Annotated in this window: 24 protein-coding genes and 3 tRNA genes; 11 read left to right on the top strand and 16 right to left on the bottom strand. The window is 49.6% G+C overall.

Annotated elements, in window-relative coordinates; genetic code table 11:
• From KD147_RS15960 to nudE, 7 genes are all read right to left on the bottom strand, one after another.
• Complete coding sequence (locus KD147_RS15960) at positions 1-1,590, bottom strand: alkaline phosphatase (RefSeq protein WP_212548496.1); 1,590 nt, start codon at positions 1,588-1,590, stop codon at positions 1-3.
• 255 nt (positions 1,591-1,845) lie between these two features.
• Positions 1,846-3,933 carry an elongation factor G gene (gene fusA, locus KD147_RS15955; RefSeq protein WP_105253877.1) on the bottom strand — a complete coding sequence of 696 codons (2,088 nt, stop codon included), beginning with the start codon at positions 3,931-3,933 and terminating at the stop codon, positions 1,846-1,848.
• A 617-nt stretch (positions 3,934-4,550) separates the two neighbouring features.
• Positions 4,551-4,627: transfer RNA gene (locus tag KD147_RS15950), tRNA-Met, on the bottom strand.
• 165 nt (positions 4,628-4,792) lie between these two features.
• Positions 4,793-4,869: transfer RNA gene (locus KD147_RS15945), tRNA-Met, on the bottom strand.
• A gap of 49 nt (positions 4,870-4,918) precedes the next feature.
• Positions 4,919-4,995: transfer RNA gene (locus KD147_RS15940), tRNA-Met, on the bottom strand.
• Between the two features lie 267 nt (positions 4,996-5,262).
• Positions 5,263-6,066, bottom strand: a complete 804-nt coding sequence (gene cysQ / locus KD147_RS15935) for a 3'(2'),5'-bisphosphate nucleotidase CysQ (protein ID WP_212548495.1) — start codon at positions 6,064-6,066, stop codon at positions 5,263-5,265.
• 34 nt (positions 6,067-6,100) lie between these two features.
• Positions 6,101-6,652 carry an ADP compounds hydrolase NudE gene (gene nudE, locus KD147_RS15930; RefSeq protein ID WP_212548536.1) on the bottom strand — a complete coding sequence of 184 codons (552 nt, stop codon included), beginning with the start codon at positions 6,650-6,652 and terminating at the stop codon, positions 6,101-6,103.
• 62 nt (positions 6,653-6,714) lie between these two features.
• Between nudE and yrfG the strand changes: the two genes are divergently transcribed.
• Positions 6,715-7,368, top strand: a complete 654-nt coding sequence (gene yrfG / locus KD147_RS15925; RefSeq protein WP_212548494.1) for a GMP/IMP nucleotidase — start codon at positions 6,715-6,717, stop codon at positions 7,366-7,368.
• A gap of 6 nt (positions 7,369-7,374) precedes the next feature.
• On the opposite strand, the gene KD147_RS15920 is transcribed toward yrfG, so the two are convergent.
• The gene (locus tag KD147_RS15920; RefSeq protein ID WP_212548493.1) at positions 7,375-7,995 is read right to left on the bottom strand and encodes a dUTP diphosphatase; all 621 of its coding nucleotides are present in this window, start codon (positions 7,993-7,995) and stop codon (positions 7,375-7,377) included.
• A 120-nt stretch (positions 7,996-8,115) separates the two neighbouring features.
• On the opposite strand from KD147_RS15920, the gene KD147_RS15915 reads away from it, so the two are divergent.
• Positions 8,116-8,754, top strand: a complete 639-nt coding sequence (locus KD147_RS15915) for a peroxiredoxin-like family protein (RefSeq protein ID WP_212548492.1) — start codon at positions 8,116-8,118, stop codon at positions 8,752-8,754.
• A 55-nt stretch (positions 8,755-8,809) separates the two neighbouring features.
• Here KD147_RS15915 and KD147_RS15910 read toward each other — a convergent pair whose 3' ends face one another.
• From KD147_RS15910 to KD147_RS15900, 3 genes are all read right to left on the bottom strand, one after another.
• Positions 8,810-9,313 carry a hypothetical protein gene (locus KD147_RS15910; protein WP_105253891.1) on the bottom strand — a complete coding sequence of 168 codons (504 nt, stop codon included), beginning with the start codon at positions 9,311-9,313 and terminating at the stop codon, positions 8,810-8,812.
• A gap of 98 nt (positions 9,314-9,411) precedes the next feature.
• On the bottom strand, positions 9,412-11,742 hold the full coding sequence (locus KD147_RS15905; protein WP_212548491.1) for a fatty acid cis/trans isomerase: 2,331 nt from the start codon (positions 11,740-11,742) through the stop codon (positions 9,412-9,414).
• Entirely contained in the window at positions 11,735-12,088 is a 354-nt protein-coding gene (locus KD147_RS15900) for a hypothetical protein (RefSeq protein WP_212548490.1), read from the bottom strand. The genes KD147_RS15905 and KD147_RS15900 overlap by 8 nt, the downstream gene beginning before the upstream one ends.
• 118 nt (positions 12,089-12,206) lie before the next feature.
• Between KD147_RS15900 and KD147_RS15895 the strand changes: the two genes are divergently transcribed.
• Together KD147_RS15895 and KD147_RS15890 are read left to right on the top strand one after the other, a co-directional pair.
• Complete coding sequence (locus tag KD147_RS15895; RefSeq protein ID WP_105200374.1) at positions 12,207-12,794, top strand: LemA family protein; 588 nt, start codon at positions 12,207-12,209, stop codon at positions 12,792-12,794.
• Between the two features lie 2 nt (positions 12,795-12,796).
• Complete coding sequence (locus tag KD147_RS15890; RefSeq protein ID WP_212548489.1) at positions 12,797-14,665, top strand: M48 family metalloprotease; 1,869 nt, start codon at positions 12,797-12,799, stop codon at positions 14,663-14,665.
• Here KD147_RS15890 and KD147_RS15885 read toward each other — a convergent pair.
• The 4 genes from KD147_RS15885 to norR form a co-directional block, all read right to left on the bottom strand.
• Positions 14,654-15,319 (bottom strand): SDR family oxidoreductase, encoded by a 666-nt coding sequence (locus tag KD147_RS15885; RefSeq protein ID WP_105258475.1) that lies wholly within the window; start codon positions 15,317-15,319, stop codon positions 14,654-14,656. The genes KD147_RS15890 and KD147_RS15885 overlap by 12 nt on opposite strands.
• Positions 15,320-15,323: 4 nt before the next feature.
• Entirely contained in the window at positions 15,324-16,106 is a 783-nt protein-coding gene (locus KD147_RS15880; protein WP_212548488.1) for a VOC family protein, read from the bottom strand.
• 427 nt (positions 16,107-16,533) lie between these two features.
• Positions 16,534-17,487, bottom strand: coding sequence for a ribosome biogenesis GTPase YlqF (gene ylqF / locus KD147_RS15875; protein ID WP_212548487.1), 954 nt, complete (start codon positions 17,485-17,487; stop codon positions 16,534-16,536).
• A gap of 172 nt (positions 17,488-17,659) precedes the next feature.
• Positions 17,660-19,261, bottom strand: a complete 1,602-nt coding sequence (gene norR, locus KD147_RS15870) for a nitric oxide reductase transcriptional regulator NorR (protein ID WP_212548486.1) — start codon at positions 19,259-19,261, stop codon at positions 17,660-17,662.
• Between the two features lie 174 nt (positions 19,262-19,435).
• On the opposite strand from norR, the gene KD147_RS15865 reads away from it, so the two are divergent.
• The 4 genes from KD147_RS15865 to KD147_RS15850 all read left to right on the top strand — a co-directional run bounded on the left by KD147_RS15865 (position 19,436) and on the right by KD147_RS15850 (position 22,438).
• Positions 19,436-19,708, top strand: coding sequence for a hypothetical protein (locus tag KD147_RS15865; protein WP_105253884.1), 273 nt, complete (start codon positions 19,436-19,438; stop codon positions 19,706-19,708).
• 232 nt (positions 19,709-19,940) lie between these two features.
• Entirely contained in the window at positions 19,941-21,122 is a 1,182-nt protein-coding gene (gene hmpA, locus KD147_RS15860; protein WP_212548485.1) for an NO-inducible flavohemoprotein, read from the top strand.
• A 107-nt stretch (positions 21,123-21,229) separates the two neighbouring features.
• Entirely contained in the window at positions 21,230-21,775 is a 546-nt protein-coding gene (locus tag KD147_RS15855; RefSeq protein ID WP_212548484.1) for a YaeQ family protein, read from the top strand.
• A 63-nt stretch (positions 21,776-21,838) separates the two neighbouring features.
• Positions 21,839-22,438: a PGAP1-like alpha/beta domain-containing protein gene (locus KD147_RS15850; protein WP_212548483.1), complete on the top strand. Its 600-nt coding sequence runs from the start codon at positions 21,839-21,841 to the stop codon at positions 22,436-22,438.
• Here the strand turns inward: KD147_RS15850 and KD147_RS15845 are convergent.
• Entirely contained in the window at positions 22,435-22,632 is a 198-nt protein-coding gene (locus KD147_RS15845; RefSeq protein ID WP_105189514.1) for a hypothetical protein, read from the bottom strand. The genes KD147_RS15850 and KD147_RS15845 overlap by 4 nt on opposite strands.
• A gap of 284 nt (positions 22,633-22,916) precedes the next feature.
• Here KD147_RS15845 and KD147_RS15840 point away from each other — a divergent pair, with 284 nt between their 5' ends.
• From KD147_RS15840 to KD147_RS15830, 3 genes are all read left to right on the top strand, one after another.
• Positions 22,917-23,390 (top strand): Dps family protein, encoded by a 474-nt coding sequence (locus KD147_RS15840; protein WP_105253880.1) that lies wholly within the window; start codon positions 22,917-22,919, stop codon positions 23,388-23,390.
• 72 nt (positions 23,391-23,462) lie between these two features.
• Positions 23,463-24,848: a class II fumarate hydratase gene (locus KD147_RS15835; RefSeq protein ID WP_212548482.1), complete on the top strand. Its 1,386-nt coding sequence runs from the start codon at positions 23,463-23,465 to the stop codon at positions 24,846-24,848.
• Between the two features lie 92 nt (positions 24,849-24,940).
• Entirely contained in the window at positions 24,941-25,456 is a 516-nt protein-coding gene (locus tag KD147_RS15830; RefSeq protein ID WP_105253878.1) for a hypothetical protein, read from the top strand.
• Positions 25,457-26,082 lie beyond the last annotated feature (626 nt).

The raw sequence follows: 26,082 nt of genomic DNA, 5'->3' as shown, positions 1-26,082 counted from the left end.
TTATTGCTTGGTTAGCTCAAGCGCCGAATCGATGATGTGGAAAACCACGCTCTGCTCAACAACACCCTGCGCCAAATGTGCGCTTGGGCCCATGGCATGCAGGGAAATATCTTCACCGGCATGGGTTTCTGAACTAAGTGGGATGGTTGCTTCTTGGTGGAAACCCGCAGCCGTTGTGTCCAGGCCACTGATGTTTTGGCGACCCGCCATTGGCGCATCGTTGTAGCTGGCATCGGCATTGGTTTCGGCGCCCAGGTTACGGAAACCAAGGCCATTGGCGTAACCCACTGTGGTATACGGCTGGCCATCGGCGGCCATGGTCGGTGTCGTGCTGCCTACGGCAACAACCTGACCCAGGATTGGGTTACCGCGCTTCGGATAACCGGCAATGGTGAATACATGGCTGTGGTCGGCCGTAACCAGGATAAGCGTTTCTTCCGGGTTGGTAGTTTCAACCGCCAGTTGCACTGCTTTAGCGAGTTCAATGGTGTCATGCAGGGCATTGTAGGCATTACCGGCGTGGTGGGCATGATCGATACGACCGGACTCCACGGTTAGGAAGAAGCCCTTGTCGTTGTTATCAAGGATATCAATGGCCTTTTCGGTCATTTCCGACAACGAAGGCTCGCCAGCAATATCGCTGCCGCGGTCCGCTTCATACTGCATATGTGATTCGTTGAACAGTGCGAACACCCGCTCGGCATCCGCGTCAATGGCGTCAAAGCCAGCACGATCCCAAACATAAACGCCGTTTTCGTATTGCTCTTGCCATTGTGCAGTTAAATCCAGGCCATCGGTGCGATCCCCTTCAACCGTACTGCGGGCATCGTCGCTGTTAAAGGCTTCGTCTTTCGGTAAGAAGTGACGGCGACCGCCACCCATGACCACTTCGATACCATCGACATCGGTGCCCAAGAAGCGCGCTTCTAAATTCTTTTCAAAGTTAACCAACTGCGAAGCGATATCCTGACAACCTGCCGCGATGGCTTCTTCTGGCATGTCTGACACATCTTCCCAGTTGCGGTCGGCCGACTTGGCATAGGTCGCTGCCGGCGTTGCGTGAGTAATACGCGCCGTTGAGATAACACCCGTGCTTAGACCGCGGATTTCCGCCAATTCCAGTGCTGTGACCAGTTCATTGCCGGCAACCGTTTCACAGTTACCGCGCTCCACGTCTTCATCCACACCGATCACACCCACATCGGTTTTTACACCCGATACCATGGCGGTCATGGTGCCGGCAGAATCCGGGGTCTGGGCATCAACGTTATAGGTTTTCACTTGCGCCGAATAGGGGAATTGCTCGAAGCTGAGGTAACCTTCTTCACCCAGCTTGCCATTGTTTTGGCCTTGCAGAATACGCGCTGCGGTCAGGGTAGAAATACCCATGCCGTCACCGACAAAGAGGATAACGTTTTTAGCTTTGGTTTTTTTCTCTAAGGTGGCCTGCTGTTGCTTGGCGTTCAGCTTATCTTGGTCGGCTTGATACCACTGGCTATTGACTTGCGCCGCAGGCATGACACCCGCAAAAGCTTGGCTTGATAGGGCCAAAGCCACTGATGTAGCAAGGGCTAACTTTGTCACTTTCATGATTTGTTCCCGAGTATTGGTTAAGTAGCGCTGGATAGAGACGCGGCTCTGCGGCGCTGATGCTTGAGAGCAAGGGGCTTCCTTACTGCTGCCAATACTGTAGAGAACGAATGTTGCCAAAAAATAACTGTTTGTTGACTCTGAAGTGATAGAAATATGACACTAATAAGTCAGTCAATGGCACCCTGGGGTAAACCGCGGCCATAAAAAAACCCAAGCATTAAGCTTGGGTTTTTCGGTAAAAAAGATGACTAATTACTTAGCTTCTTTTTTCGCTTTTTCAGCTGCGATTACTTCTTCCGCTACGTTTTGCGGACAAGGTGCGTAGTGTGAGAACTCCATAGAGAACTGACCACGACCAGAAGTAATAGTACGTAGGTGGCCGATATAACCGAACATCTCAGATAGTGGTACTTCACCCTTGATGCGAACGCCCATAGCGCCAGCTTCTTGGTCTTTGATCATACCACGACGACGGTTAAGGTCACCGATTACATCACCCACGTTGTCTTCCGGAGTGAACACGTCAACTTTCATGATTGGCTCAAGAAGCTGAGGGCCCGCTTTAGGGATAGACTGACGGAATGCGCCTTTAGCAGCGATTTCGAACGCGATTGCTGATGAGTCAACTGCGTGGAAACCACCGTCGAATAGCTCAACTTCAACGTCTAGTACTGGGAAGCCTGCAAGTACACCTTCCTGCATCATTGACGCGAAACCTTTCTCAACTGCTGGCCAGAATTCCTTAGGAACGTTACCACCAACAACTGATGAAGTGAAAGTGAAGCCTGAGTTTTGCTCACCTGGCTTGATGCGGTAGTCGATCTTACCGAACTGACCAGAACCACCAGACTGCTTCTTGTGCGTGTAGCTATCTTCAACTTCTTGAGTGATAGTTTCACGGTAAGCAACCTGAGGCTGACCAACAACTAGGTCTACACCGTAAGTACGCTTAAGGATGTCTACCTTGATGTCTAGGTGTAGTTCACCCATACCTTTAAGGATGGTTTCACCTGAATCTTCGTCGGTCTCAACTTGGAAAGAAGGATCTTCTGCAACCATTTTACCGATAGCAACACCCATCTTCTCGTTACCGCCTTTGTCCTTAGGAGCAACAGCGATTGAGATTACTGGATCAGGGAAGATCATCGCTTCAAGTGTACATTCGTGCTTAGGATCACAAAGAGTGTGACCAGTTTGCACGTTCTTCATACCTACCACAGCGATGATGTCACCGGCTTGTGCTTCGGTAAGTTCAGTACGCTCGTCCGCTTGCATCTCAACCATACGGCCGATACGCTCAGTTTTACCAGTAGCAGAGTTAAGGATGGTGTCACCCTTCTTCATGCGGCCTGAGTAAATACGGATAAAGGTAAGTGCACCGAAACGGTCGTCCATGATTTTGAACGCAAGCGCTTTTAGTGGCTCGTCTGCAGAAACAGTTGCTACTTCACCAGTAGGCTCACCAGTTTCAGGATCAGTTAGAGGCTGAGGATCAACTTCAGTCGGAGCTGGTAGGTAATCAACAACAGCATCTAGTACTAGTTGCATACCTTTGTTCTTGAACGCAGAACCACAGAAAGTCGGGAAGAAAGCTAGATCACGAGTACCTTTACGGATACAGGCTTTGATCTGCTCGATAGAAGGCATTTCACCTTCCATGTAGGCTTCCATTAGGTCATCGTCTTGCTCAACAGCAGTCTCGATTAGCATCTCATGGTATTCTTCAACTTTGTCTACCATGTCAGCTGGAACGTCTTGTACTTCGTAGTTCTCAGGAAGACCTGTGTCATCCCAAACGTACGCTTTCTTCTCTAGTACGTCTACAACACCACAGAACTGATCTTCGATACCGATAGGTAGAGTCATAACTAGTGGGTTAGCACCAAGTACTTTTTCTACTTGACCAACTACGCGATAGAAGTCAGCACCCATACGGTCTAGTTTGTTTACGAAGATAACACGTGCTACTTCTGATTCGTTCGCATAACGCCAGTTGGTTTCTGATTGTGGCTCAACACCACCAGAACCACAGAATACACCGATACCACCGTCTAGTACTTTCAATGAACGGTATACTTCAACTGTGAAGTCAACGTGTCCAGGAGTGTCGATTACGTTTAGGCGGTGACCTTTCCACTCACATGTTACGGCTGCTGACTGGATTGTGATACCACGCTCTGCTTCCTGCTCCATGAAGTCGGTAGTTGATTCACCGTCATGTACTTCACCGGTTTTGTGGATTTTACCGGTGAGCTTAAGAATACGCTCAGTGGTGGTAGTTTTACCCGCATCAACGTGCGCGAAAATACCAATGTTTCTGTATTTGGATAAATCTGCCATTTCTATACTCTGATTGGTCGAAAAATTATTCGGCGGGAGTATATCACCTCTTGTGGCGAACATCATCATTGAAACCGCTTAAAATGCAATCAAATTTAGAAAAACTGGGCGAGTCGAGTGTTTGCGGATGATTAAAACGTCGCCAGCTAGTTCACCATGTTAGAAAATAGGAGCAAAACCTTATAAAGCCGGAATTTTAGCAAAACCAAGGGAACAAACAGCAAGGAAGTTATGATATATCAAGCAGTCATTTACGAGCGCTGTGAACGTTGAAAGCGAACTGACGACCGGAGGTCGATAATTATAGATTCAAGGGAGAATAATAAGAAAATCTACCAAGGAATTGGTTGCGGGAGCCGGATGTGAACGCGACACGCCGTGGCGACGACCGTAGGTCGACAACAATAAATCTGATAAATTTAGTGAGAAAGCACTAAGAGTTGGTTGCGGGAGCTGCGAACGTTGAAAGCGAACCGACGACCTTTTATGGTCTGTGTATAGACCAATTCGGCGAAGAATTGGTTGCGGGAGCCGGATGTGAACGCGACACGCCGTGGCGACGACCGTAGGTCGAACAACAATAAATCTGATAAATTTAGTGAGAAAGCACCAAGAAGTGGTTGCGGGAGCCGGATTTGAACCGACGACCTTCGGGTTATGAGCCCGACGAGCTACCAGGCTGCTCCATCCCGCGCCTGTAAGTGTCTTAGCTGAGTTTCGTCGGGAACCGACGACCTTCGGCCTTTTCTGGTTTAGCGAGTCCGACGGATGATTTATCATCCTGCTCCATCCCGCGCCAGTAGACTTGAAAGTTGTTTTGCTTCTGCTTTCGAAAGAAGTGGCGTATCCAATTAAGAATTGGTTGCGGGAGCCGGATTTGAACCGACGACCTTCGGGTTATGAGCCCGACGAGCTACCAGGCTGCTCCATCCCGCGCCAGTAGACTGAAGGTTTATTTTTGACTTCTAACCGAACAAAAAGAAGTTGGTTGCGGGAGCCGGATTTGAACCGACGACCTTCGGGTTATGAGCCCGACGAGCTACCAGGCTGCTCCATCCCGCGCCAGTAGACTTTAAAGCTTCATTATCGTCGGAAACCGACGACCTTCGGCTTTTAGGCTTAGCAGTCCGGCGAATGATTTATCATTCTGCTCCATCCCGCGCCTGTAAATTTCGAAACTCAACCCTGTCAAACACAGACCGATTTAGCTTCTATCGCTGGTATTTAGGAGTGTCCCCTAGCCAGCGAGAGCGCCATAATATAGCAAAAGAGTAAAAATGCAAGTTTAAATGCCAAGATCGCAACTAGATGCTGATTTTTCCACCAGAACTAGTTGTGATGCGAGCGTTGGTGCGGGCTTATCATCTTTTGCCATTCCCAATCGGGGTGACCCATGACAATAAAGTCGGGGTTTTCGGTCGACTCCCTTTGATTATAGGTCAGTGGATTGAATTCGGCATCGGTAATACTGCCGCCGGCCTCCTCCACTATCACCTGCGAGGCGCCGGTATCCCACTCACCCGTCGGACCAATGCGCATAAAGCAATCGGCCTTGCCTTCGGCGACGATACAGGCCTTTAAGGAGCAGGAGCCTAAGGGAACGGTATCAAATGTGGTATTGAGATATTGGCTGACCGCTTCGAGTTTTTGTCTGCGACTCACTGCCAGAGTTAACCCGTCGGGCTGAGCGACGCTAATTCGCTCTATGCCTTTTGCACTCTTTTTAAATGCACCATGTTGGGAGGCGGCGTAATAAGTGATGTTTTTCGCCGGCCAATGGATCACCCCCAAAACCGGGCGGTTATTTTCAACCAAGGCAATATTGACGGCGAAGTCACCGCTTTCAAGAATAAACTCACCGGTGCCATCCATGGGATCCAATAGCCAATAGCGAGGCCAATGCTTTCTATCCGACAAGGGGGGAATAGGGGTTTCTTCCGACATAATCGGGATGTCGCTTGCTAATTCTTGCAAACCGGCAACCAATACCGCGTTTGCCGCGAGATCGGCCTTAGTGACCGGTGTATCATCGGCTTTTACTTGCTTACCAATATCCGGCTGACGATAAATCGCCATAATTGCCAAACCTGCTTGTTCAGCCAACTCAATGCATGGCTCTAAGAATTGTTGCAACCTTACCCCCTTTGTCTACTCACCCCAAGACCGGCTAAGACGCCTTCACTAATAATAGCAAAGCAGCGACGCTTCGCGCTTCGGTAAAATCTGGTTCCGCCAAAAGCTGTTGCCATTGGGATGTTGGCCAGTAAACCACCTCTAAGGGCTCAGGTTCATCACCGGGCAAACGCTCTGGATAGAGATCGGTGGCGGCAATAATATGCATGTGCGCATTAAAATAGCTGGGCGCTAGTGACACCTGCTTCAAGGCCTTCAAGCTGTGTGCGCCAAATCCCACTTCCTCTTTCAGCTCACGAACGGCCGCCTGCTCCGGACTCTCGCCGGGATCGATCAAACCTTTGGGGAAGCCTAACTGATAGTCATTGGTGCCGGCACAATACTCGCGCACCAGGATCAATTCATCGTTTTCGGTGACTGGCACAATTAACACGGCTCCTCTGCCGCCACCACGAATGCGTTCATACTGACGCTGCTCACCGTTGGAAAATCGTAAATCTAAGGTCTCGACGGTAAACAAGCGGCTTTGAGCGACCACTTGTGTGTCGAGAATTTGTGGAGGAGTAGGATGCTTTTTCTGTGTCATGGCCGCGACTTTGTTATTATCACCTTTAATGCTCATCATAATTGTTTTAATAGGAAAAGCCTATGCCAAATTGGGCCAATATCGACACCGTGCTACTGGATATGGATGGCACTTTACTGGATCTGCATTTTGATAATCATTTTTGGCTGGAGCTGATCCCCCAGGCCTATGCCAAGCGCCATCAAATAAGTCTCGCCGAGGCCCACGATATCATGACCCATCGCTATGAAGAGGTACAGGGGCAGTTGCAGTGGTATTGCCTGGATTATTGGCAACAAGAGTTGCAGTTGCCGATCATGGAGCTAAAGCGCGAGATACAACACCTTATTTCCATTCGTGATGACGCTATTGTGTTTCTCAAGGCCTTAAAAGCGGCGGGTAAGGAATTGATTTTGCTCACCAACGCTCATCGCGACAGTTTAAGCTTGAAGGTGGAGATGACCGAGCTGGATCAGTATCTGGATCTGCTAATTTCCACTCATGACTATGGTGTCAGCAAGGAAGAGCAGAGTTTATGGCAACAGGTGCAAGAGGATTTAAGATTCGATAAGGAGCGCACCTTGTTTGTGGACGACAGTGCGGCTGTGCTGGCGTCGGCCAAACGCTTTGGTATTGGCCACCTGCTGGCGGTGGCCAACCCGGATAGCAAGCAACCGAGTCGCCAGCTAGCCGGGTATGAAAATATCACCGACTATCGGGATATTTTACCCATCTAGGGTTACTTACGCCGGGTAGCGTTGTTTTAGGCCCTGATAAACCAAGTGGGCAAAGTCTGGGTTTTCGGTATCCAGGCTTTTTACCACTTCGACCAGGTGCTCGTTGTCTTCCTGACCATGCCACACCTTGATATAGGTGCCATCCTTATAACCATGATCCTGGCGGAAAAAGTTAAGGGTGTTTTTACCCACATAACCACGGTAAAGGTCATCGATATTCATACCAATTTGCTGCATACAGCCGGCAAATGCCGCGGCATTAAAGGCTTTGTCATTCACCGCACTGGCGGCCAAGACTTCTAAAGTGGCTTTAAAATCGGCTTCGCTATGCACCTTGGCCATTTCCTGCTCGAGCGCGGCGGCCAAATCGGTGAAAGAGGTTTCACCATCAATACGCAGGCTTAGGCCAAAGTGAAAAATATCCACCAGCTCTAAAATCACTTGTTCGGTGTCGGGCGTTTGCTTTTTCCACCACTTCCAACCGTAATGATCGAGCATTTCCGCACACTCAACCCAGATTGCTCGATACCATTCGAAACCTTGGTCAAACCATTGTTCATGCACCTTGGTATTCATGGCATGTTGCATTTCCAACATAACGGCTATTTTTTTTGCAGCACTCGACATTTTATCTCTCACATTCGCGGTTAATAAACCTATCATACCGTTAACTGCAAAGAGAGTGAAAGAGATTAGCCAATTCCCCGTTCTAATGGATTATCACTAATCTGATTCGCACGAGATACCATGTTAAAAAACACCCTACTGACTCTTTCCCTCACCCTGGCCGTGGCGCTCGGGGGCAATCTGGCGCAAGGCGCTACCATCACCAATATCAGTGACTCCCCGGCCAACGTCAGCCCCATCCTACCCGGATTGGTTCTGCCCCAAGTGTCGCTTAAAAGTGCCGATAACAAGGAAGTCAGCCTGCACACCCTGCTAGAGCAAAAGCCGACGATATTAGTTGTGTATCGTGGCGGCTGGTGCCCTTACTGCTCGCAGCAGCTGGCCAATATAAAAAAGATTGAGCAAGAGCTTATCGACAAGGGCTTTCAAATTATCGCCGTGTCTCCGGATAGCCCAGAGAAACTGCAACAAAGCACGATAAGTTCGGCAAATTATCAACTCCTCTCTGACGACCAACTGAAACTGACGCAAGCACTGGGCCTGGCTTTTTATCTCGATGATGAGGTGGCCAAGGCGTATCGCAATAAACTTGGCGTGAACTTTGTGACTCTGGACGGGGAGCAAAAAGTGGCGTTGCCTGTGCCGGCGGTTTTTGTACTCGATACCGACGCGCGAGTGCACTTTCAATATGCCAACCCTAACTACAAAATGCGCCTAAGCGAGCAACTCTTGTTAGCCGCGGCGGATGCTGTGCAGTAATACCAATTTAAGTGAATTGGTATAAAAAAAGGAGCCTGGGCTCCTTTTTCTGCTGCTATCTTAAGCGGTAGTCACAGACCCCTTGGGTCACGTAACGGGACGCAAAAGGGGCACCGCTGGTAAATTCAAAGCGCATATCCTGAAGATTGAAAATAGGATGAGGATGCTCTGTAATCCATTGCTGAGTGGCCTGGCAGATGCCTTCAAGTTTGTGCAAACGGTAGGTATCAACCACTACCACGGCATTACCCTGCTCTAAATAACTGCGGTGAATGTTCTCAACCCAGTCTGTATGGGCAAAGTTAGTACGCAAATAAAAAGCCAGATCAGTTTCATCCGCTTCTTTAGGGCCTACGTCCGGTGCGTTACGCGCTTTTTGCGCGAACTGCATCAGCGACATCTGCTCACGCATCACCTGGGTGCGATATCCCGCCGGACAACGCTCCGTGGTATAGGTCACCTTACCCGCGGGGCTAATACACTTGTTCAACTTCTTTTCATTCGCCTGGGCGGTAAATGCCGTGGCGACAATAAGTAAAAATATAGACCAATAGTGCATTGTTATTCTCTTTCTAATAGGCACGAGCCGTGTAATTTTGCCAAAACGGACACAAGTAAACAAGTGTTGTTAAATTGTTACAGTTTTATGTCACTCGCTTAGCGGTTTTCCAGACGGTTATAATCGAACAAACCATATTCGATACCGCGATAGCGCTTTGCAACCCGATGGAGCAGATCGCTATAACGCCAAAAATCTGGATCGCTGCGACGCACCGCAAACCGGCTTTTCAGGGCTCGGTACTGTTGCTCGGTGCGCACCTGCTCTAAACCTTGCACAAAGTCCGGCAACTGAGTTTCGCTGAGCACCCACAGAGCTTCCGGATAGTCACCAATAAAGCCCGGAACCACCAGAGCTTTATCCTCGTTATAGGCGCGTTGCGCCTCTTCGCGCAACAGGCTGCTGATATTGTAATGGGCATTATGATGCACCAGGGTATAAGCCTGATAATCAGACGCCTGATCGCCCACCAAAATATAGCTGACCTGAGGCAACAGATTCACCGCTTTACTATCGAGGTCATTAAGGCGCTGCAACAGCTCCGGTGCCTGACGGTAGTCATAACGCTTGCTCATCACGGGCTCAAGCTTGGCCGCAAGCTTGTTATAGAGCTCCTGCTGCAGGTCATCGCTGTGGTAGCTTATCCCGGTCGGTTGGGTAAAACGAATATCCGGGTCTTTAAGGAACTCAACCAGGTTTTTCGGGGAGCGACGATACCAGTGAGCACGCAACTTAGCGCGTTCCTCTGCGGGCAGCAAGGACAGGAAGTTGTCTTCCCCCTCCATGCGCAAAAAGTCCATATAAAGGCGGGTGAGCAACTGATGACCGACATTGCCGTAGACATCAAACCCGGCCACCAGCAGGTAATGAATCCGCTCAAATAAAGAATAATCGAGGACCCAGGCCGTTTTCGGCGCCTCCCCCACCCAACCTTTAACCACGGTGGCGCTGTTAAAGTGACGGAAAATGGTCAATGCGGCATTTTCATTATGGCCTTCACCCTGCCAGAGAATATCGGCGGTTAAATGCTGACCGTCGGCAAACACCTCGTTTGCCAATGCCGCCTTGGCTTCTAGAAACTCGCTTTGTTTGGCCGCATATTTTACCCAGCTCGAGATTGGCAGCGCATTACTTTGCTCCTGCGCCGGCATATCCAGGGCATCCTCGTGGCGCATTAAAAATTGCTCGAATTGCTCGGCGCCGATAAATTGCGGGTCGACGAAGGCCACCCAAAACTGGTCATTGATCACGTTAAGTGCGATTTGGCCGCGGCACACAGGACCTTGAATAAAGCCGCGAATAATCAACTCAGCCTCATCCAGCATAAACTGGTAACGAGAGCGCACCGGTATAGCGGCAAAGGCCTTAAAGGGGTTAGAGGCCACCTCTATGCTGTAACCGGGCAAGCGAGTTACCTGGTAATCGGTGTCGATAAACTGCTGTTGCAGGCGCGCTAATTTGTCATCGTTCAGCGGCAGCGGAATATTGGTTTTAGCCAGTACCGTGGCGTGTGACGGGCGCAGACGATAGTAAACACGCTCAACTTGGGGATCTTCATAGGGGCGGCGAGTGGCAATCACCTTGATAGCTGCTCCCGGCGGTGTGCTGGAGCGGACCAGCTTAAAGAATTGCCCGCGCTCCAAATCGGCAAAAAAGATATTGGCCAGATACCAGTGCTCATAAATATAACGGGCACTCAAACGATGTTTGAGGTCGTCCTGATTAAGAAACTTCTCCCATTTATCAACCTCGGCCTGCAACTCAGTACTCAGTGGCGCTTCTTCGGCTAAGGGAGCACCTTGCTGCAACCAGCTCGTTAAGGTTGTCATCTCCGCGTTACTTAATGCCGGTAAGCCATAAGGCATACCCGCCAGCGGGTTATCCTTGGCATAGTCTTCAAATTCTTCGATGGTTGGACAGCTCTGCTCCCTGTCCAGGCTAAAGTCAAACTGTTCGCCAAGAATGGCATCCTGCGGCAAAGGATGTTGTTGCTTCAAAGCCAGAGAGCGATACATCACGCTGGCCATCAAGTTGGCATGGGGATTTTGCTGACGTTCATTGAGCACCGGGTTAAAACCCTTTTCGCGCCACTGTGCCGTGGTGTGTGCATCGATAAATAAGCGACTTGGCTCGGATGCCAATAACCGGGTGCCATCGTACACCAAGTCTTTTGAGGTGCCGCGCTCTATGCCCTCGGGCGAGGATAACTTAAGCTGACAGGGCGCATCATAACAGCCGTGACACACCACACAGCGGTTATCGAGCACGGGTTTTACCTCTTGCGCGAAGAAGTCCTGTTGCTCGATGGAGGCGGGATGCTGACGGTTTTCTACCTGCTGTTGACCGTAGAGGCTATCGTACTTCTGAGCGCCAAATACGGCGCAACCGGTACAAAAAACCAGGAACAACATCCACGCCAATTTATTCATCGTCATCACCGAGATCAAAGGTCGGCATCATTTCCAACTGCGGCGACACATAACTTTGCCCATCGCTGCACTCCAATACCGCCGCCAATAACGGCCCTCGGCTCAGGATCAACATGGCCTGATGCTCGCAAGACAACAAGGGCTGCGCCTGGGGACGTAGCTCGTAGGTGCTGAGCTGCAGGCTCACCGATTGCTCCGCACTGGGATTTTGGCATAAATGCGCCAGTAGCTCTTCGTCCAGCGTCACTTCTAACAGTAAGTCGGGCTCATTCATATCACGAGCATAAAGAGAGTCATTGAGTAAAAACAAAGGGAGGCTAAGCACAGCGCCTTGCGATAATTCCACGGAAAACCCCGAAAAAAGTCGATAATCAGCCCTCATAATAGCAAAAAAAGTCTTTGCTTTGGCTGCTTTTGTAACCAGATAGGGTATATTAACCAAGTAATTAGGGAGGAGAACGCACATGACAGTACTTTTAATCATACTGGTTGTTGTCGCCATAGCCGTGGTAATAATCTTCAACAATCTAGTACAGTATAAGAACGAATTTCAAAATGCCTTTGCACAGATAGACGTGCAATTACACCGCCGCCATGACCTGGTGCCTAACCTGGTTGCTACCGCGCAGGCGTATCTGGATCATGAAAACACCACCCTAAAAGCGGTTATCGCCGCCCGTAACCAGGCGGTAAGCGCCCTGCAAGCACTGCATCAAGGCAATATCGATGCCACCAAATTGGCACAGCTGGCCGCCAGCGAAGGCGCACTAAGCAGTGCCCTCGGTGCCTTGCAAATTAGTGTCGAGGATTACCCCGACCTTAAAGCCGACAGCACCATGGCCAACCTAAGCGAAGAGCTTACCAGCACAGAAAACCGTATCGCTTTTGCCCGCCAGGCCTATAACGACGCGGTGATGCAGTACAACAGCTTTAAGCAAAGCTTCCCTCCTGTACTGGTTGCGAAAATGACGGGTCATGGTATCGATGCGCCACTATTGCAGTTGGAAGACCCACAAGTACAACGTCAGGCACCGAAAGTTTCCTTTAACTAGCCGTGCACAACTTCTTCAAACACCAGCGCCAGGCTAGGCGCAAAACCTGGCTGCTGGTTACCTTGTTTGTGCTGGCGGTCACCCTGCTGATCGCCCTCGCCCATTGGCCAATATTGTGGCTGATGCGCGTCTTGGACAGTGATCTCTATATACTCTTTAATTATGGCCTGCAGCCACTAGGTGAAGGCAGCCGCATTCATCTTGGCGTCACTTTCACTATCGGCACGATAATAATGTCGGCCGTTCTCTATAAGTACCTGCAATTACGTCGTGGCGGCCATGTTATTGCTCAGCAACTCGGTGGCGAACAGGTGCAAAGCAACTGTTATGATCCATTACACCGCCTGTTGCTCAATGTGGTTGAAGAAGTTGCCATCGCCGCACGAATGCCGGTTCCTGGTGTCTATGTGCTCAAAAATCAGCCCAGTATCAATGCCTTTGCCGCCGGTTACCATAGACAGGACAGTGTGATAGCCGTTACTCAGGGAGCATTACGCCTACTAAGTCGCGAGCAATTACAGGCGGTGGTAGCTCATGAGTTCAGTCATATTCGCCACGGCGATGTGCGCCTTAATGTGCGTATGACGGCCTTACTCTTTGGCATCACCTTTATCGGCCAAGCCGGGGAAAACCTTATCCACGGCGCTATGTATGCATCCAGAGGACAAAATCAAAGAGGCGATGGCGCTGGCCTCCCAGCTATAGTGGGCCTTATACTCACTCTATTTGGCTGGCTTGGAACTCAACTCGGCGACGCCATTAAGGCCCTCGTCTGTCGCCAGCGGGAATACCTCGCCGATGCCGGTGCGGCAGAGCTCACCCGCGCACCCTACGATCTGGCGCAGGCCTTATTGGTAATAGCCGAAAGCCCACGCAAAAACACCCTGAGGCAAAGCAATGCGCATTTATATAGTCATTTGTTTTTTTCCGATGCGCTCAGTCCCTGGCTGTCCTGGTTAAGCACCCACCCGCCTCTAAGCAAGCGTATCCGGGCACTCGACCCCAGCTGGGATGGCATGCTTACCGAACGCCCAAGAGGCCATGCCCATGCGACGGTGCATGGCGCCATGATGGCGGCGCATGAGCAAAGCCTGTTGCAGGTGGCGCGACACCAGCGCAATAGCGAAAACCAAATAAAACTTGAAGGCATTGATGCTAACCTGGGCTACCTGGCCCATGAGCCAGTGGATGCCCAGTGGCTGGTAATGATGCTCTGCCTGCATCAAGACTGGCAACAACGGCAAACGCAACTGCGTCAGATTGTCGCCTTGCCCTATGTCGATGCCTTTAAATTCGACCAGGCGGAAGCCTCTTTGGCAGGGCTTGGCATGAGTAAGAAGCTGATGCTGTTGGAAGTTGCCATAGGAGCACTGCGTTGTTTGCCACTACATGGCCAGCGAGAATTTTTAGCCAAGCTAAAAAATATTGTCGTCGTAGATGGCAATTTGGATCTTCATGCCTGGTCCTTCTATGAGCTGAGTGTCCATGCCTTGAGCGGAGCCAATAGCGGCACCATTGGGCAATTTAACAGAAAGATCATAGCTAAGGCCTGCGAACAATTGCTTAACGCCCTTGCCAGCTTTGGACACAGTGATGAGCAGCAACAAGCAACAGCCCTTAATGCTGCTTCCGAGGCCTTGCAGCTACCCATGCGCTATTATGGTGATGCCCAATGTCAGGTCACCCGATTACAACGCGCCTTAAGCATAGTGAAAACCTTGCCGCAGGCGAAAAAGCAGGTGCTGATCCAAGCCTGCCAACTCTGCATTAGTCACGATGGCGAAATTAATGAGGCGGAGCAGGTGATCCTATACACACTTGCCGCCTGCTTAAATGTAGATAGTGAAGTAGTGAGCCGCTTACCAGGGTAAGCGCTCACCATTGGCATGCCAAAAGCCGCCGGTATTGGCCAAGTCCAGCTCGGCGATCCGCTGCTTTATGCGCTGCGCTGCGACCTCGGGGCTGACGTCACCGGCAAAACCCACCATACGCGTTTGCACAAAACCGGGATGAAATAAACCGACTGCAACGGCACGCGGCTTAAGTTCGTGGGCCAGGCTCACGGCGGCAGCGTTCAGGGCCGCTTTAGACATGCGATAACCTATATAGCCCCCAGAACCATTGTCGGCAATAGAGCCCATACGTGAGGTGATCATCGCCACCTTGGCACCGGCGGGCAATAAATGCCCCAAGGCATGGGTAACGCGCAAAGGTGCCAGGGCGTTGACGGCAAACTGCTGCTCTATTGCCGCAAAGTCCATATCGGCCAAGGTTTCATTGTGTAATAGCCCGGCGTTGTTAATCAAAATATCTATGGGCTTATTATCAAGTTTGGTTGCCAGATCACGTACCTGATCGGGTTCGCAAACATCGATACCAGAGATCACCTGAACACCTAAAGCATCAAGTTCATCGCTGCTTTGGCGCACCAAGGCGCTTACTTCGGCACCGGCATTCACGTACTGCTTAGCCAATTCCAGGCCTATGCCACGATTGGCACCGGTAATCACCACATGTTGAGTCATTGCCTTATCCTTGAAGTTGAATAACCGAAAATACCGCGCCTTGGGGGTCATTAATCACGCTAAAGCGGCCGACATCAGGGATATCTATGGGCTGAACGCAGATCTCAGCGCCGAGAGTTTTCGCCTGCTCAACCTGTTCATCGCAATTATCGACTTGAAAATACACCATCCAGTGAGACGGAATGTCGTCCGGCCATTGTTCGTTCATCGCCAACATGCCACCTATTTCCTCGCCATCGATACTAAGAACCGTGTATTCCATGCCGTCCATTGGCCGCAACTCGGTATGCCAGCCGACCAGTTGCTGATAAAACTCGGCGCTGGCACGCATATCTCGGGTGGCCAGTTCAAACCAACACGGGGTGTTGGTTTCATTCTTGCGTTGCGAGCCCTTATGGCCTTTGCCCTGCCAGAGCGCGACCATGGCACCGCCAGGATCGCACAGCAACACCATTTTTCCGGCACCGGGCACTTCGTGAGGACCATGCACTATGCTGGCCCCTAATTCTTTGGCGGCGGCGGTCTTGCTGTCGACATCGTCCACGGCAATATAACTTAACCAGTAACTGGGCACCCCCTGCGCCTGCTGATCGGCGGGCATCTGATACATGGCGGCAATATCCTCTTGCTGCTTTTGCAGCATGGTGTAGTACACGCCTTCTCCTATGGGTTGATCGACTGCCGACCAAGAGAAAAAGTCACTGTAAAAGGCTTTGCCTTTTTGCCAATCGGTGGAGCACAGTTCCACCCAGCAAAAGTGTCCTTGAGGATAGTTATCACGACTCATACTAGTTCATCCCGTTTATTGTTTTTATAACCATAGCGCAATCGGCCAAGGCATGGAGCAATAATTCTAATTCCCGACTGTTACACACTAACCTTAAACCAGTTAAACATAAACAGACTATGAAACTCAATTGAGAATTATTTGCATTAGATGTTGACTAACACGCAAATCTAATTGATAATCAATCTCAACAAGGAGGGGCAAATTCAAACCCGCTTGTTACTGAAAATTTGTTTCACGACCCTGAAACACGTTTAGCGCCCGTAAGGCACAGGTTGATGGCAGCCAATTCAACGCCCCTTGATAAGGCGATTCCATCAACCGCACTACATTTTACTTGCTACATTGCTCATATCGGTGACGGTAGATATGAAAACAAAAAAGCCCTTGCGGGCTTTTTTTATGTCTGTAATTTAATACCCGCAGATTAACGGCGGTTTCTACGGGCCCGGGCGCGACGCTGGCGTTTTTCTTCTTCCTTGGCCGCCTTCTTGGCCTCGGCGGCGGCGCGTAATTCGGCCACCATCAGCTCTTCGCGCTCACGCATCTCGGGCGTTTCCATGCTCACTCGGCCAAGCACTGCATCGCGCAGCTCGTTAATCAAGATTTCTGAAAACTTATGCAGGTCTACTTGGTTACCACCACGAATACAGCCCCGGTTTTTACCCGCCGCCAGCATAAAGTCATAATCATGCTCGGGTAAGGGGTCAACCTTGTAGCGATCAATCAGCAGTTGCGGGTAGGCTTGCAGCAAATACTCGGCGGTGTAGCTGGCCACTTCTTCATAGTCGATGGCGGTATCACGAATGGCACCCGTGGCCGCTAAACGATAGCCGGAGTTTTCATTCTCAACCTTAGGCCAAAGCATTCCCGGGGTATCATAAAGCATGATGCCCTCATCAATTTTGATCCGCTGCTGCGCCTTGGTCACCGCCGGTTCATTACCGGTTTTAGCGACGATGCGCCCCGCCAGGGTATTAATCAAGGTCGACTTACCAACATTAGGAATGCCCATGATCATGGCTTTAATTTGTTTGTCGGCACCCACCTTATGAGGCACCAGCTTTTTGCAAAGCTCAACAATTTTGCCCACCTGCGCGGCCTTGTCATGCTCCAAGGGCAGCGCCTTCACGCCACTTTCCTGCTCGAGATAATTAAGCCATTGCGTGGTCATCTGCGGGTCGGCCAGGTCTGCCTTATTGAGGATCTTGATCACCGGTTTATCGCCGCGCAGCGCGCCTACCATAGGGTTTTCGCTGCTATAGGGAATACGCGCGTCCAGCACTTCAATAATCACATCCATCTGCGGCATGATTTCTTTTATTTCATTGCGCGCCTTGTTCATATGGCCCGGAAACCATTGAATTCCTGCTCTACTCATTTGATAAATATAACCTTTTAATCTTTATGCTTGCTTTTAGCCAGGGCCTTGCGGCGTTGCAAACTAAAACTCGCTTTCTTACTAGCAACTATACCACAGACTCCCGCTTTCATTTCCTCTCCTTACGCGAATTACCCTTGTTACACTGCGTCGCTAGTCGTCACTGAATGCTTTACCACACCACCTTTTCAAGGCGTATGCCCAAACGCTTAGATAAGCGCACCAAATTAGCGCGATCCACACCAAGGTGTTTCGCCGCCTGACTCCAGTTTCCTTGATACTGATGCAATGTCTGCTTGATCAAGGCCTTTTGATAATCGTCTACCGCAGCCCTTAAGTTTAGCGGCGGGATTGCCCCACTCTGCTCTTCTGGCACCTGCTGCTGTGGCACTATTTGGCTTTCGTCTGCATCCTCTGTATTCGGGGTTAATTCATCACAATCGGAAACAGTCAGAGTCACAATTTGGCGATGACGCTCTTGGATAGAGAATTTTGCGCATGCTTTGAGTGCGGCTCTGCTGAGCAAATGTTCCAACTCGCGCACATTGCCGGGCCAAGTGTAATGCTCAAGTCTCTCCATTAACTGGGCTGCAACCTTTAATTGATTTACACCCAGCTTACGTTTGATACGCTCAATAAAGAATCCCGCTAGGAGTTCTATATCTCCCTCTCTGTCCCGGAGCGGCGGAACAGTTAATGGATACACATTTAATCTGTGGTAAAGATCGGCGCGAAAGTGACCCTGTTCGACTTCCGCTTTTAAGTCCCTGTTAGTTGCGGCAATCACACGAACATCTACCTGAACGGTGCTATCATAGCCCAAGGGCTGAATTTCATTGCTTTGCAGCACCCGCAGCAATTTGCTTTGCACCGCCAATGGCAACTCACCCACTTCATCCAAAAATATGGTGCCTCCATTAGCAATAAGAAACTTGCCGGCACGTTTTTGTGCCGCTCCGGTAAACGCTCCCTTGGCATGACCAAACAATTCACTTTCTATTAGATTTTCCGGCAACGCCGCACAATTCACGTGAATAATGGCTTCATCACACCGACTTGAATGTTGATGAATGCTGTGTGCCACCAGCTCCTTGCCCGTGCCACTTTCCCCTTGTATCAAAATCGAATAATTTGATGGCGCAACTAGGGCAATCTCGTTCTTAAGTTTTTCCATCGCGGCGCTTTGGCCGACCAAGCAAGATTGCTGGCCCAAATCACTGGGTTCATTTAGCGCTCGCATCACTTCTTTCGAATGCTTAACATTGGCCTCCAATAAATCCAGAGTCAGGGCCGTATGAAGACTGATCGATGCCATTGAAGCAATCAACGACAGCGTCCTCTGTGACAAGGATTCAAACACCTCAGGCGTTAAACTATCTAATGTCAGCACACCGATAAGCTGTTGCTCAAAATACAGGGGCACCCCCATGCAGGCATGAATGGGCAAGTCCCCATCCGTGGCTAATACCAACCCATCATAAGGATCGGGTAGCTCTGAGTTGGCCGCAAAACGCACTGCTTTTGTGGATTGGCACACGGCCAAAAACCTGGGGTGCTCGGCGATAATAAATTGCCGCCCCATGGTATCTCGGCTTAACCCCTGCAAGGCTAGAGGCTGTAAGTATTCCCCTTTCAAAACCAGTAACACAATGGCATCACAGGTAATGAATTTGCGGATCGCCGTTAGTAGTCCATCAAAGCGTAAGTTGCTCGACACGCTTTGCGCTAGCTCCAGCGACAGCTCAAGTAACTGGTTATCGGTCGGGTTATTCATACTTCACCAAATCATAAAGACAATATCGAGTCATAAAGACATATTACCACTTAAGTCATTATGACACACACCTGTTGTTTTATAAGTAACTTATCCTTTAATTTCAATTGATTAAAAAATGGCATGAGTTTTGTCTATATAACCATGCCTACTTGTTCATAGTGTGGAGTTGAGATGTATTCAAATTTTTTACTCACCGGCGCTCAGCAGCTGGATAATCAACAGCGTGGTTTCCAATGGTGTGTTATTGGCGGTAATTGGGCCATGGTGATGTCATTTATGACAACCGCTTTGTGTTTACTGATCACCTATAAATTTAATCATTACTTTTCTATCCCAGCACAGGTAAGTGCTCATATCGCAACCATAGTCTTCGCAGCCTTTTTTAAGGTGGGTTATGTCGTGCGTTGCGTTGGTTTGCACGGACTCGGTTACAGCGTTAAGTAACTGCTCGCATATGAATTAAAAGGATCAAAAGCCCTGCTATGAGTATAGCCAAATGCCCTTGTAGAGACAGTGGCAAAGCGCCAGGTTGCGTTTCGGCTATGCCAGGCATCTAGGTAATAACTAAAGGTATCGCTGCCTGGGCCTGCCCACAGGGCTGCGTACTTTATATTCTGTGTATTTACATTCCTGGTCAGCACATTTAGCGGCCACAGCCATAACTTCTGGAGTTAAGATGTTATCGATTCAAGACATTAAAACAGTGCAATCAACCATCCCATTAATTGAACAGGCGGGCACTGCGGTTACCGACCATTTTTACACTCGCATGTTTTCCCACAACCCCGAACTTAAAGATATTTTTAACCTAAGCAATCAACATACAGGACGTCAAAGGGTGGCGCTGTTTGAAGCCATCGTAGCGTATGCCAAGAATCTAGATAATCCAGCGGTACTCGCTAACGCCATTGAGCGTATCGCTAATAAGCATGTTAGTTTTAATATTAAAGCCGATGATTATAATATTGTCGGTCATCACCTTATTGAAACTATGCGCGAGTTACTCAGCCACCACTTTACCCAAGGCGTCGAGCAGGCCTGGGGCAAGGCATACGGCATCCTAGCCAATATCTTTATCTCTAGAGAAGAGCAGTTATATTCACAAAGAGAATCGTCGGTCGGCGGCTGGCGAGGCAAGCGAGCATTTCAACTGACTGAAAAGACCGAGGAGTCTGAGTTGGTGACCAGTTTCACCTTCAAGCCAGTAGACTGCCTGCCCGTCATGGATTACCGTCCCGGTCAGTACGTTGCCATTGAATTGCAACCCGATACCTCTGAACACACCGAAATCCGACAATATTCGCTTTCGACTAAAGCAAACGGGCAAGACTATCGCATCTCAGTGAAGCGCGAAGAAAACGTCAAGCTGGGAATTGTTTCCAACTATTTGCATAACACACTCAAGGTTGGCGACCTGGTTGACTTGCACGCACCGACCGGTGACTTCTTTTTTATTGATAAGCAGCGGCCTGTCGTTCTGATTTCTGCCGGTGTGGGCATTACCCCCATGCAGGCCATGCTCGACACCTTGGCACAGAACCAGTATGAGCACTCGGTTACCTATATTCACGCCTGTGAAAACAGGGCCCAACACTCTTTTGCAGAGCATACCGCCCACCTATGTGAGCAACATGGTTGGCATCACTATACTTGGTACAATCAAGAGCAAGGAGATAGCCAGTGCACCTTTGGTGGGCTTATCGACTTTACCCAAGTTGAACTACCTCTTGCTGAGGGAGACTATTATTTATGCGGCCCCATCGCCTTTATGCAATTTGCCAAAGAAAAATTACTGCGACTGGGTGTGCGTGACGACCGCATTCATTACGAGGTATTTGGTCCTCACGCCACTCTATAACTCGTTTTTGGTTGCCGGGTAAGCGCCTGGCAGCCCCCACATGGGCAGAGCAAATCACCACGCGAACGTGTATACTGCCCGCTTTGCTCGCCCAGGAAGTAGTTGTTATGGCATTAAAGGCCACCATAATTAAAGCGCGTCTGAATATCAGTGATATGAATCGCCACCATTATCAAGAATACCCTTTAACCGTTGCCCAACATCCCTCGGAAACCGAGCAACGACTTATGATCCGTCTGTTGGCCTTTGCTTTACACGCCAATGAAGAGCTGCAGTTTACCAAGGGCCTGTGCGCTGAAGACGAGCCGGAATTATGGCAACGAGAGATGGATGACAGCATTAGCCTGTGGATCGATCTTGGTCTACCGGATGAAAAGCGTCTGAAAAAGGCCTGCACCCGTGCCAAAGAGGTGGTGCTTTATGCCTATGGGGAAAACAACCAAGACATTTGGTGGCAGAAGAACCAGCAGAAGTTAAGCCAGTTTAAAAACCTCCGCGTTGTCAGCTTAAACTATGACGAAACGCAACAGCTAGCAGCTATGGCCTCACGCAGCATCGACCTGACCATTAGCATTGAAGACGCCGAGGTATGGGTTAGCAACCAGGAGCAAACACTGCAAATTACCTTGACCTGGCTGCAGGGTCAGGGCTAAATTGCCAAAAACTGGGACAAGACCTTCGTCATCGTCTAGGTCGAGACGTGGGTAAGGATTTGTATGATCACTAAGGTAGTAGTTTTACATGGCTTGTATATGTCGGGTTTTGTTATGCGACCGCTGTGCGCGCGACTGAAAAAACACGGCTATGAGATACTCAACCTGTCTTACAACACCTTAGATCCAAATACCGACGAGATCTTCGCCCGTATCAACGACTTTATGGGCGAGCAAGATTGCGCCTTTGTCTGCCATTCTATGGGAGGCCTGATCGCCCGACGTTATCTCAGCCAGGATTTCCCCCAAGTACGGCAGGTAAAAAAAGTATTCACCTTAGGTACACCCCATAAGGGTGCCAAGATAGTCCATCATATGCAGCAAAAGGGCATGCAGGCACTGTTAAAAAACAGCCTGGAATATCTGGCCAGTGAAAACCAAGACTGGCCCTTTAACGCCAAGCTTTATAGCATTGCCGGCGATCTCCCTCTCGGCCTGTTACCCTTGTTCGAACAAGGACACCCCTGCGATGGCACGGTCAAGGTGGATGAAACCAAGCTCAATGGGATGGCGCAGCACAAGGTATTTCACCTTAGCCACACCAGCTTGATTTACTCCCGTAAGGTTGTTGCCTATATTCTCGAGCAACTGCGAGAAGATTAATTCTCGGCTGCTGCGGCAATCTTATACGCAATTACAGCGATAATTCCCACCACTAGCGGGATCGGTGCGGCAATCATGCCAAAGGCATCGGAATTTGCGTAGCTGGCTCCGGCAAGGTGACCCACTAAACCAATTACAAAGGTGAGTACGGCAATAACACAAACGGTGATTTCTGCTTTTTTCGATTTATTCATAACCACATCTCCTATGTCGATGCCCAGATTATGACCCCCCAGTGCATACAAATGTTGCGCTAAATCAATTTTCACTGCGGCTTTTTTAAGCACCGAAATCGCTTTTGCGATAGATCAATATTTCACCATTGCGACCTTGTTTTTGGCACAAATCATGCCCATGTCATTAGCTACAAGCGCATGCAAATCATTTTATGTGATTGCTTAAATCGATTTTATCCGCTTGTTATTAAGAGGCTTTACGCCATACTGAAGTACAACTTCTAAACGCAAAGGAGACAGCTATGTCGCAAGTAAATGCTATTGGATTGGATACTCAAGAAACAGAAACTATCATCGATGAGCTCAACCGTTTACTCAGCTGCTATCAAATCCAATACATGAACGCCCGAGGCTTTCATTGGAATATAAAAGGCCGCGACTTTTTCGAACTGCACGTCAAATTTGAAGAAATCTACAACCTATTATTAGAGAAGGTCGATGAAATCGCCGAGCGCATTCTTACCCTTGGTGGTGAGCCACTGCATGCGTTTACAGATTATATCGAGCTGAGCCAGATCAACGAGGCTAAAAACATCAGTGACGGTGGCCAAGCGGTGCAAAACTTACTGGATGGCTACACCACCCTGATCAAGATGCAGCGTAACATTCTTGTCGATGCCAGCGATAATGAAGATGAAGGCACGGCGGCATTAATGAGCGATTACATCAAAGAACAGGAAAAGCTGGTGTGGATGCTTAAAGCCTATCTTGATTAATATCCTTCTACGCTAGGCGGCACGCCGCCTAGCTTTCTTCCACAGCCCCTTACCAGCCTCCAGGAGCAGAGCATGGACCTCACTTACCGCAGCGAACACGATAGCATGGGTGAACTCAAAGTCCCCGCCGACGCACTGTATCAAGCACAAACACAGCGCGCCGTGAATAATTTTAAGATCAGCTCGCTGACTATGCCGAGCCGCTTTATCACCGCGCTAGCACATATCAAGCGTGCCGCGGCCAAGGTTAATCATCAGCTCGGTTATTTGGATGCCAAAACCAGCTCGGCCATTGCTAAGGCCTGCAGCGAAATCATCGCGGGTGAGCACCTGGAGCACTTTCCCGTGGATGTATTCCAGACCGGCTCGGGCACCAGCACCAATATGAATGCCAATGAGGTGATTGCCACCCGTGCTACAGCCCTGCTCGGTACCAAGGTGCACCCCAATGATCATGTGAATATGGGGCAAAGCTCAAACGATGTGATCCCAACGGCCATCCACGTCAGCAGTGCCATCGCCATCGAGCAAGAGCTTCTGCCAGCGTTGGCTCACTTGGAAGCTGTGATTGCGGCCAAGGTAGAACAAGTCGGTGAACAGGTTAAAACCGGACGCACCCATCTTATGGATGCCATGCCCGTCACCTTTGCACAAAGCATGTCTGCCTGGCACGCGCAAATTGTCGCCGCCAGAGCCCATATAGGTGAAAGTGCTGCCGCACTGTTACAGCTTGCTCAAGGAGGCACGGCTGTCGGCACAGGTATTAACGCCGATCCCGACTTCGCGGCACACTTTGCTAAAGAAATGACCAAACAAACCGGGGTGAGCTTCAAAGCTGGAGAGAATCCCTTCTTCCATATTGCTACCCAAGACAGCGTGGTGGCCGTTTCCGGGCAACTGAAAACCGCCGCCGTGGCACTGATGAAGATTGCCAATGACTTACGTTGGATGAACTCGGGTCCGCTCGGGGGTCTTGCTGAAATAGAACTCGAAGCCTTACAACCGGGCTCATCGATTATGCCCGGCAAGGTTAACCCTGTGATCCCGGAGGCCACCACCATGGCCGCGGCTCAGGTGATAGGTAATGACACTACCATCACGGTGGCAGGTCAATCCGGTAACTTCGAGCTCAATGTGATGCTACCGGTAATAGCCTATAACGTCTTGCAGAGTATCGAACTGCTTAGCAATAGCAGCATAGCGCTTGCCGATAAGGCCATCGCCAGCTTTAAAGTGAATGAAGAGAACCTCGAGCGCTCATTGGCTAAAAATCCCATTTTGGTGACCGTCCTCAACCCACTTATCGGCTATGAGAAGGCAGCGCAAATCGCTAAAAAGGCGTATGCAGAAAAGCGCGCCATACTCGATGTTGCCGCAGCAGAAACGGATATTCCCTATGAAGATTTGATCACCTTGCTGGATCCTCGAAAGCTCACCCAGGGTGGTATTCAAAACTAAAAAGCCAGTTTAGGAACGAAAATAGCGGCATTTGCGTGCCGCTGAAATGTCAGTATTATGGTAATCATCATCAACCGTAAAATAAGAACATTATGCGATTAACATTGATAGCCGCCGCAGTGTTGGCGTTAAGTGCCTGCAATAGCAATAGCCAACAGGAAACACAGGCCGTTGCTGCGAGTGAGACAACACAGGCACAACAGCCGAAAACTCAGCTCAAGCCGACGCCTAAACAGCTGGTCGTCGCCGATCAAGGCGTACGTGTAGAAAACCCGAATATCACCGCCACCAATGAATCCATTGCTCAAGGTTACAGACGGATCCATGAGCTTACCGCAGATAAAACATGTGATACGAGTCAACAATGCCAAGTGGTTGCGGTTGGCAGCAGGGCTTGCGGTGGTGCAAATGAATATGTGGTGTTCTCAACCAAAACCGCCGATGCAGAGCAGGTCAAAGCCTTGGCAGAGGAAATCACGGTGCAAGAGCGTCAGTTTAACCTAAAGACAGGCGCGGTCAGCATATGTGAACACCTAATGCGCCCATCAACCCAATGCCAACAATCCCAGTGCGTTAGAATTCAGGGCTCATCTTCCTCGGTGTACTAACTGCGATCAGTATCCGAATAAGCTGAGCAGCAAAGACAGTACAATAATCGCCAAGAGACAAAGTAAGGCTCTGATAATATATCGGGGCCGCATTTCTTGGTGACGCCACTGAAAGTAAAGAAACTTAGCAAAATAAGTGGCAGCCACCCCAAATAGTGCAAACACCAACAAATATACACCTAGTGCTATCACAACAACCTCGACACTATTCTCTAATCATCCCTAATAGCCTAACAAGTTCACTCCCTTAATACCAAGAAAAGCCAGCCTAATCCAAGCGGTTTTTTTATATCTTGATTTTGCAAGGCTAAAGCCTCGCCTAGAGATAGCTGTGGGAGTTTTTTAAGTCGGAGTTTGCCGCAAAGGAGGACGGTAGTAGAGCCATGCAGGGGCATATTGACGATAAGGCCGACCTACAAACACAGAAAAGCCGCTGCATTATGGCGACCAATTCTATTAGAATAAAAAACGTAAACGCCAGAAAGCAAAAAACCCGCTGCATTGCTGCAACGGGTTTCTTTAATTAGGCGAAGTAAGACCGAAGCACAGCTTCGCAGCTTACTGAGGTGAGGTCATGGACGACCGAGGTAACCAAGCTACAGGGACGTATAGTTGAAACCACTCTT

This window comes from Pseudoalteromonas sp. BDTF-M6, assembly GCF_018334135.1.
GTDB lineage: Bacteria > Pseudomonadota > Gammaproteobacteria > Enterobacterales > Alteromonadaceae > Pseudoalteromonas.
This window is presented reverse-complemented; position numbering and strand designations above follow the sequence as displayed.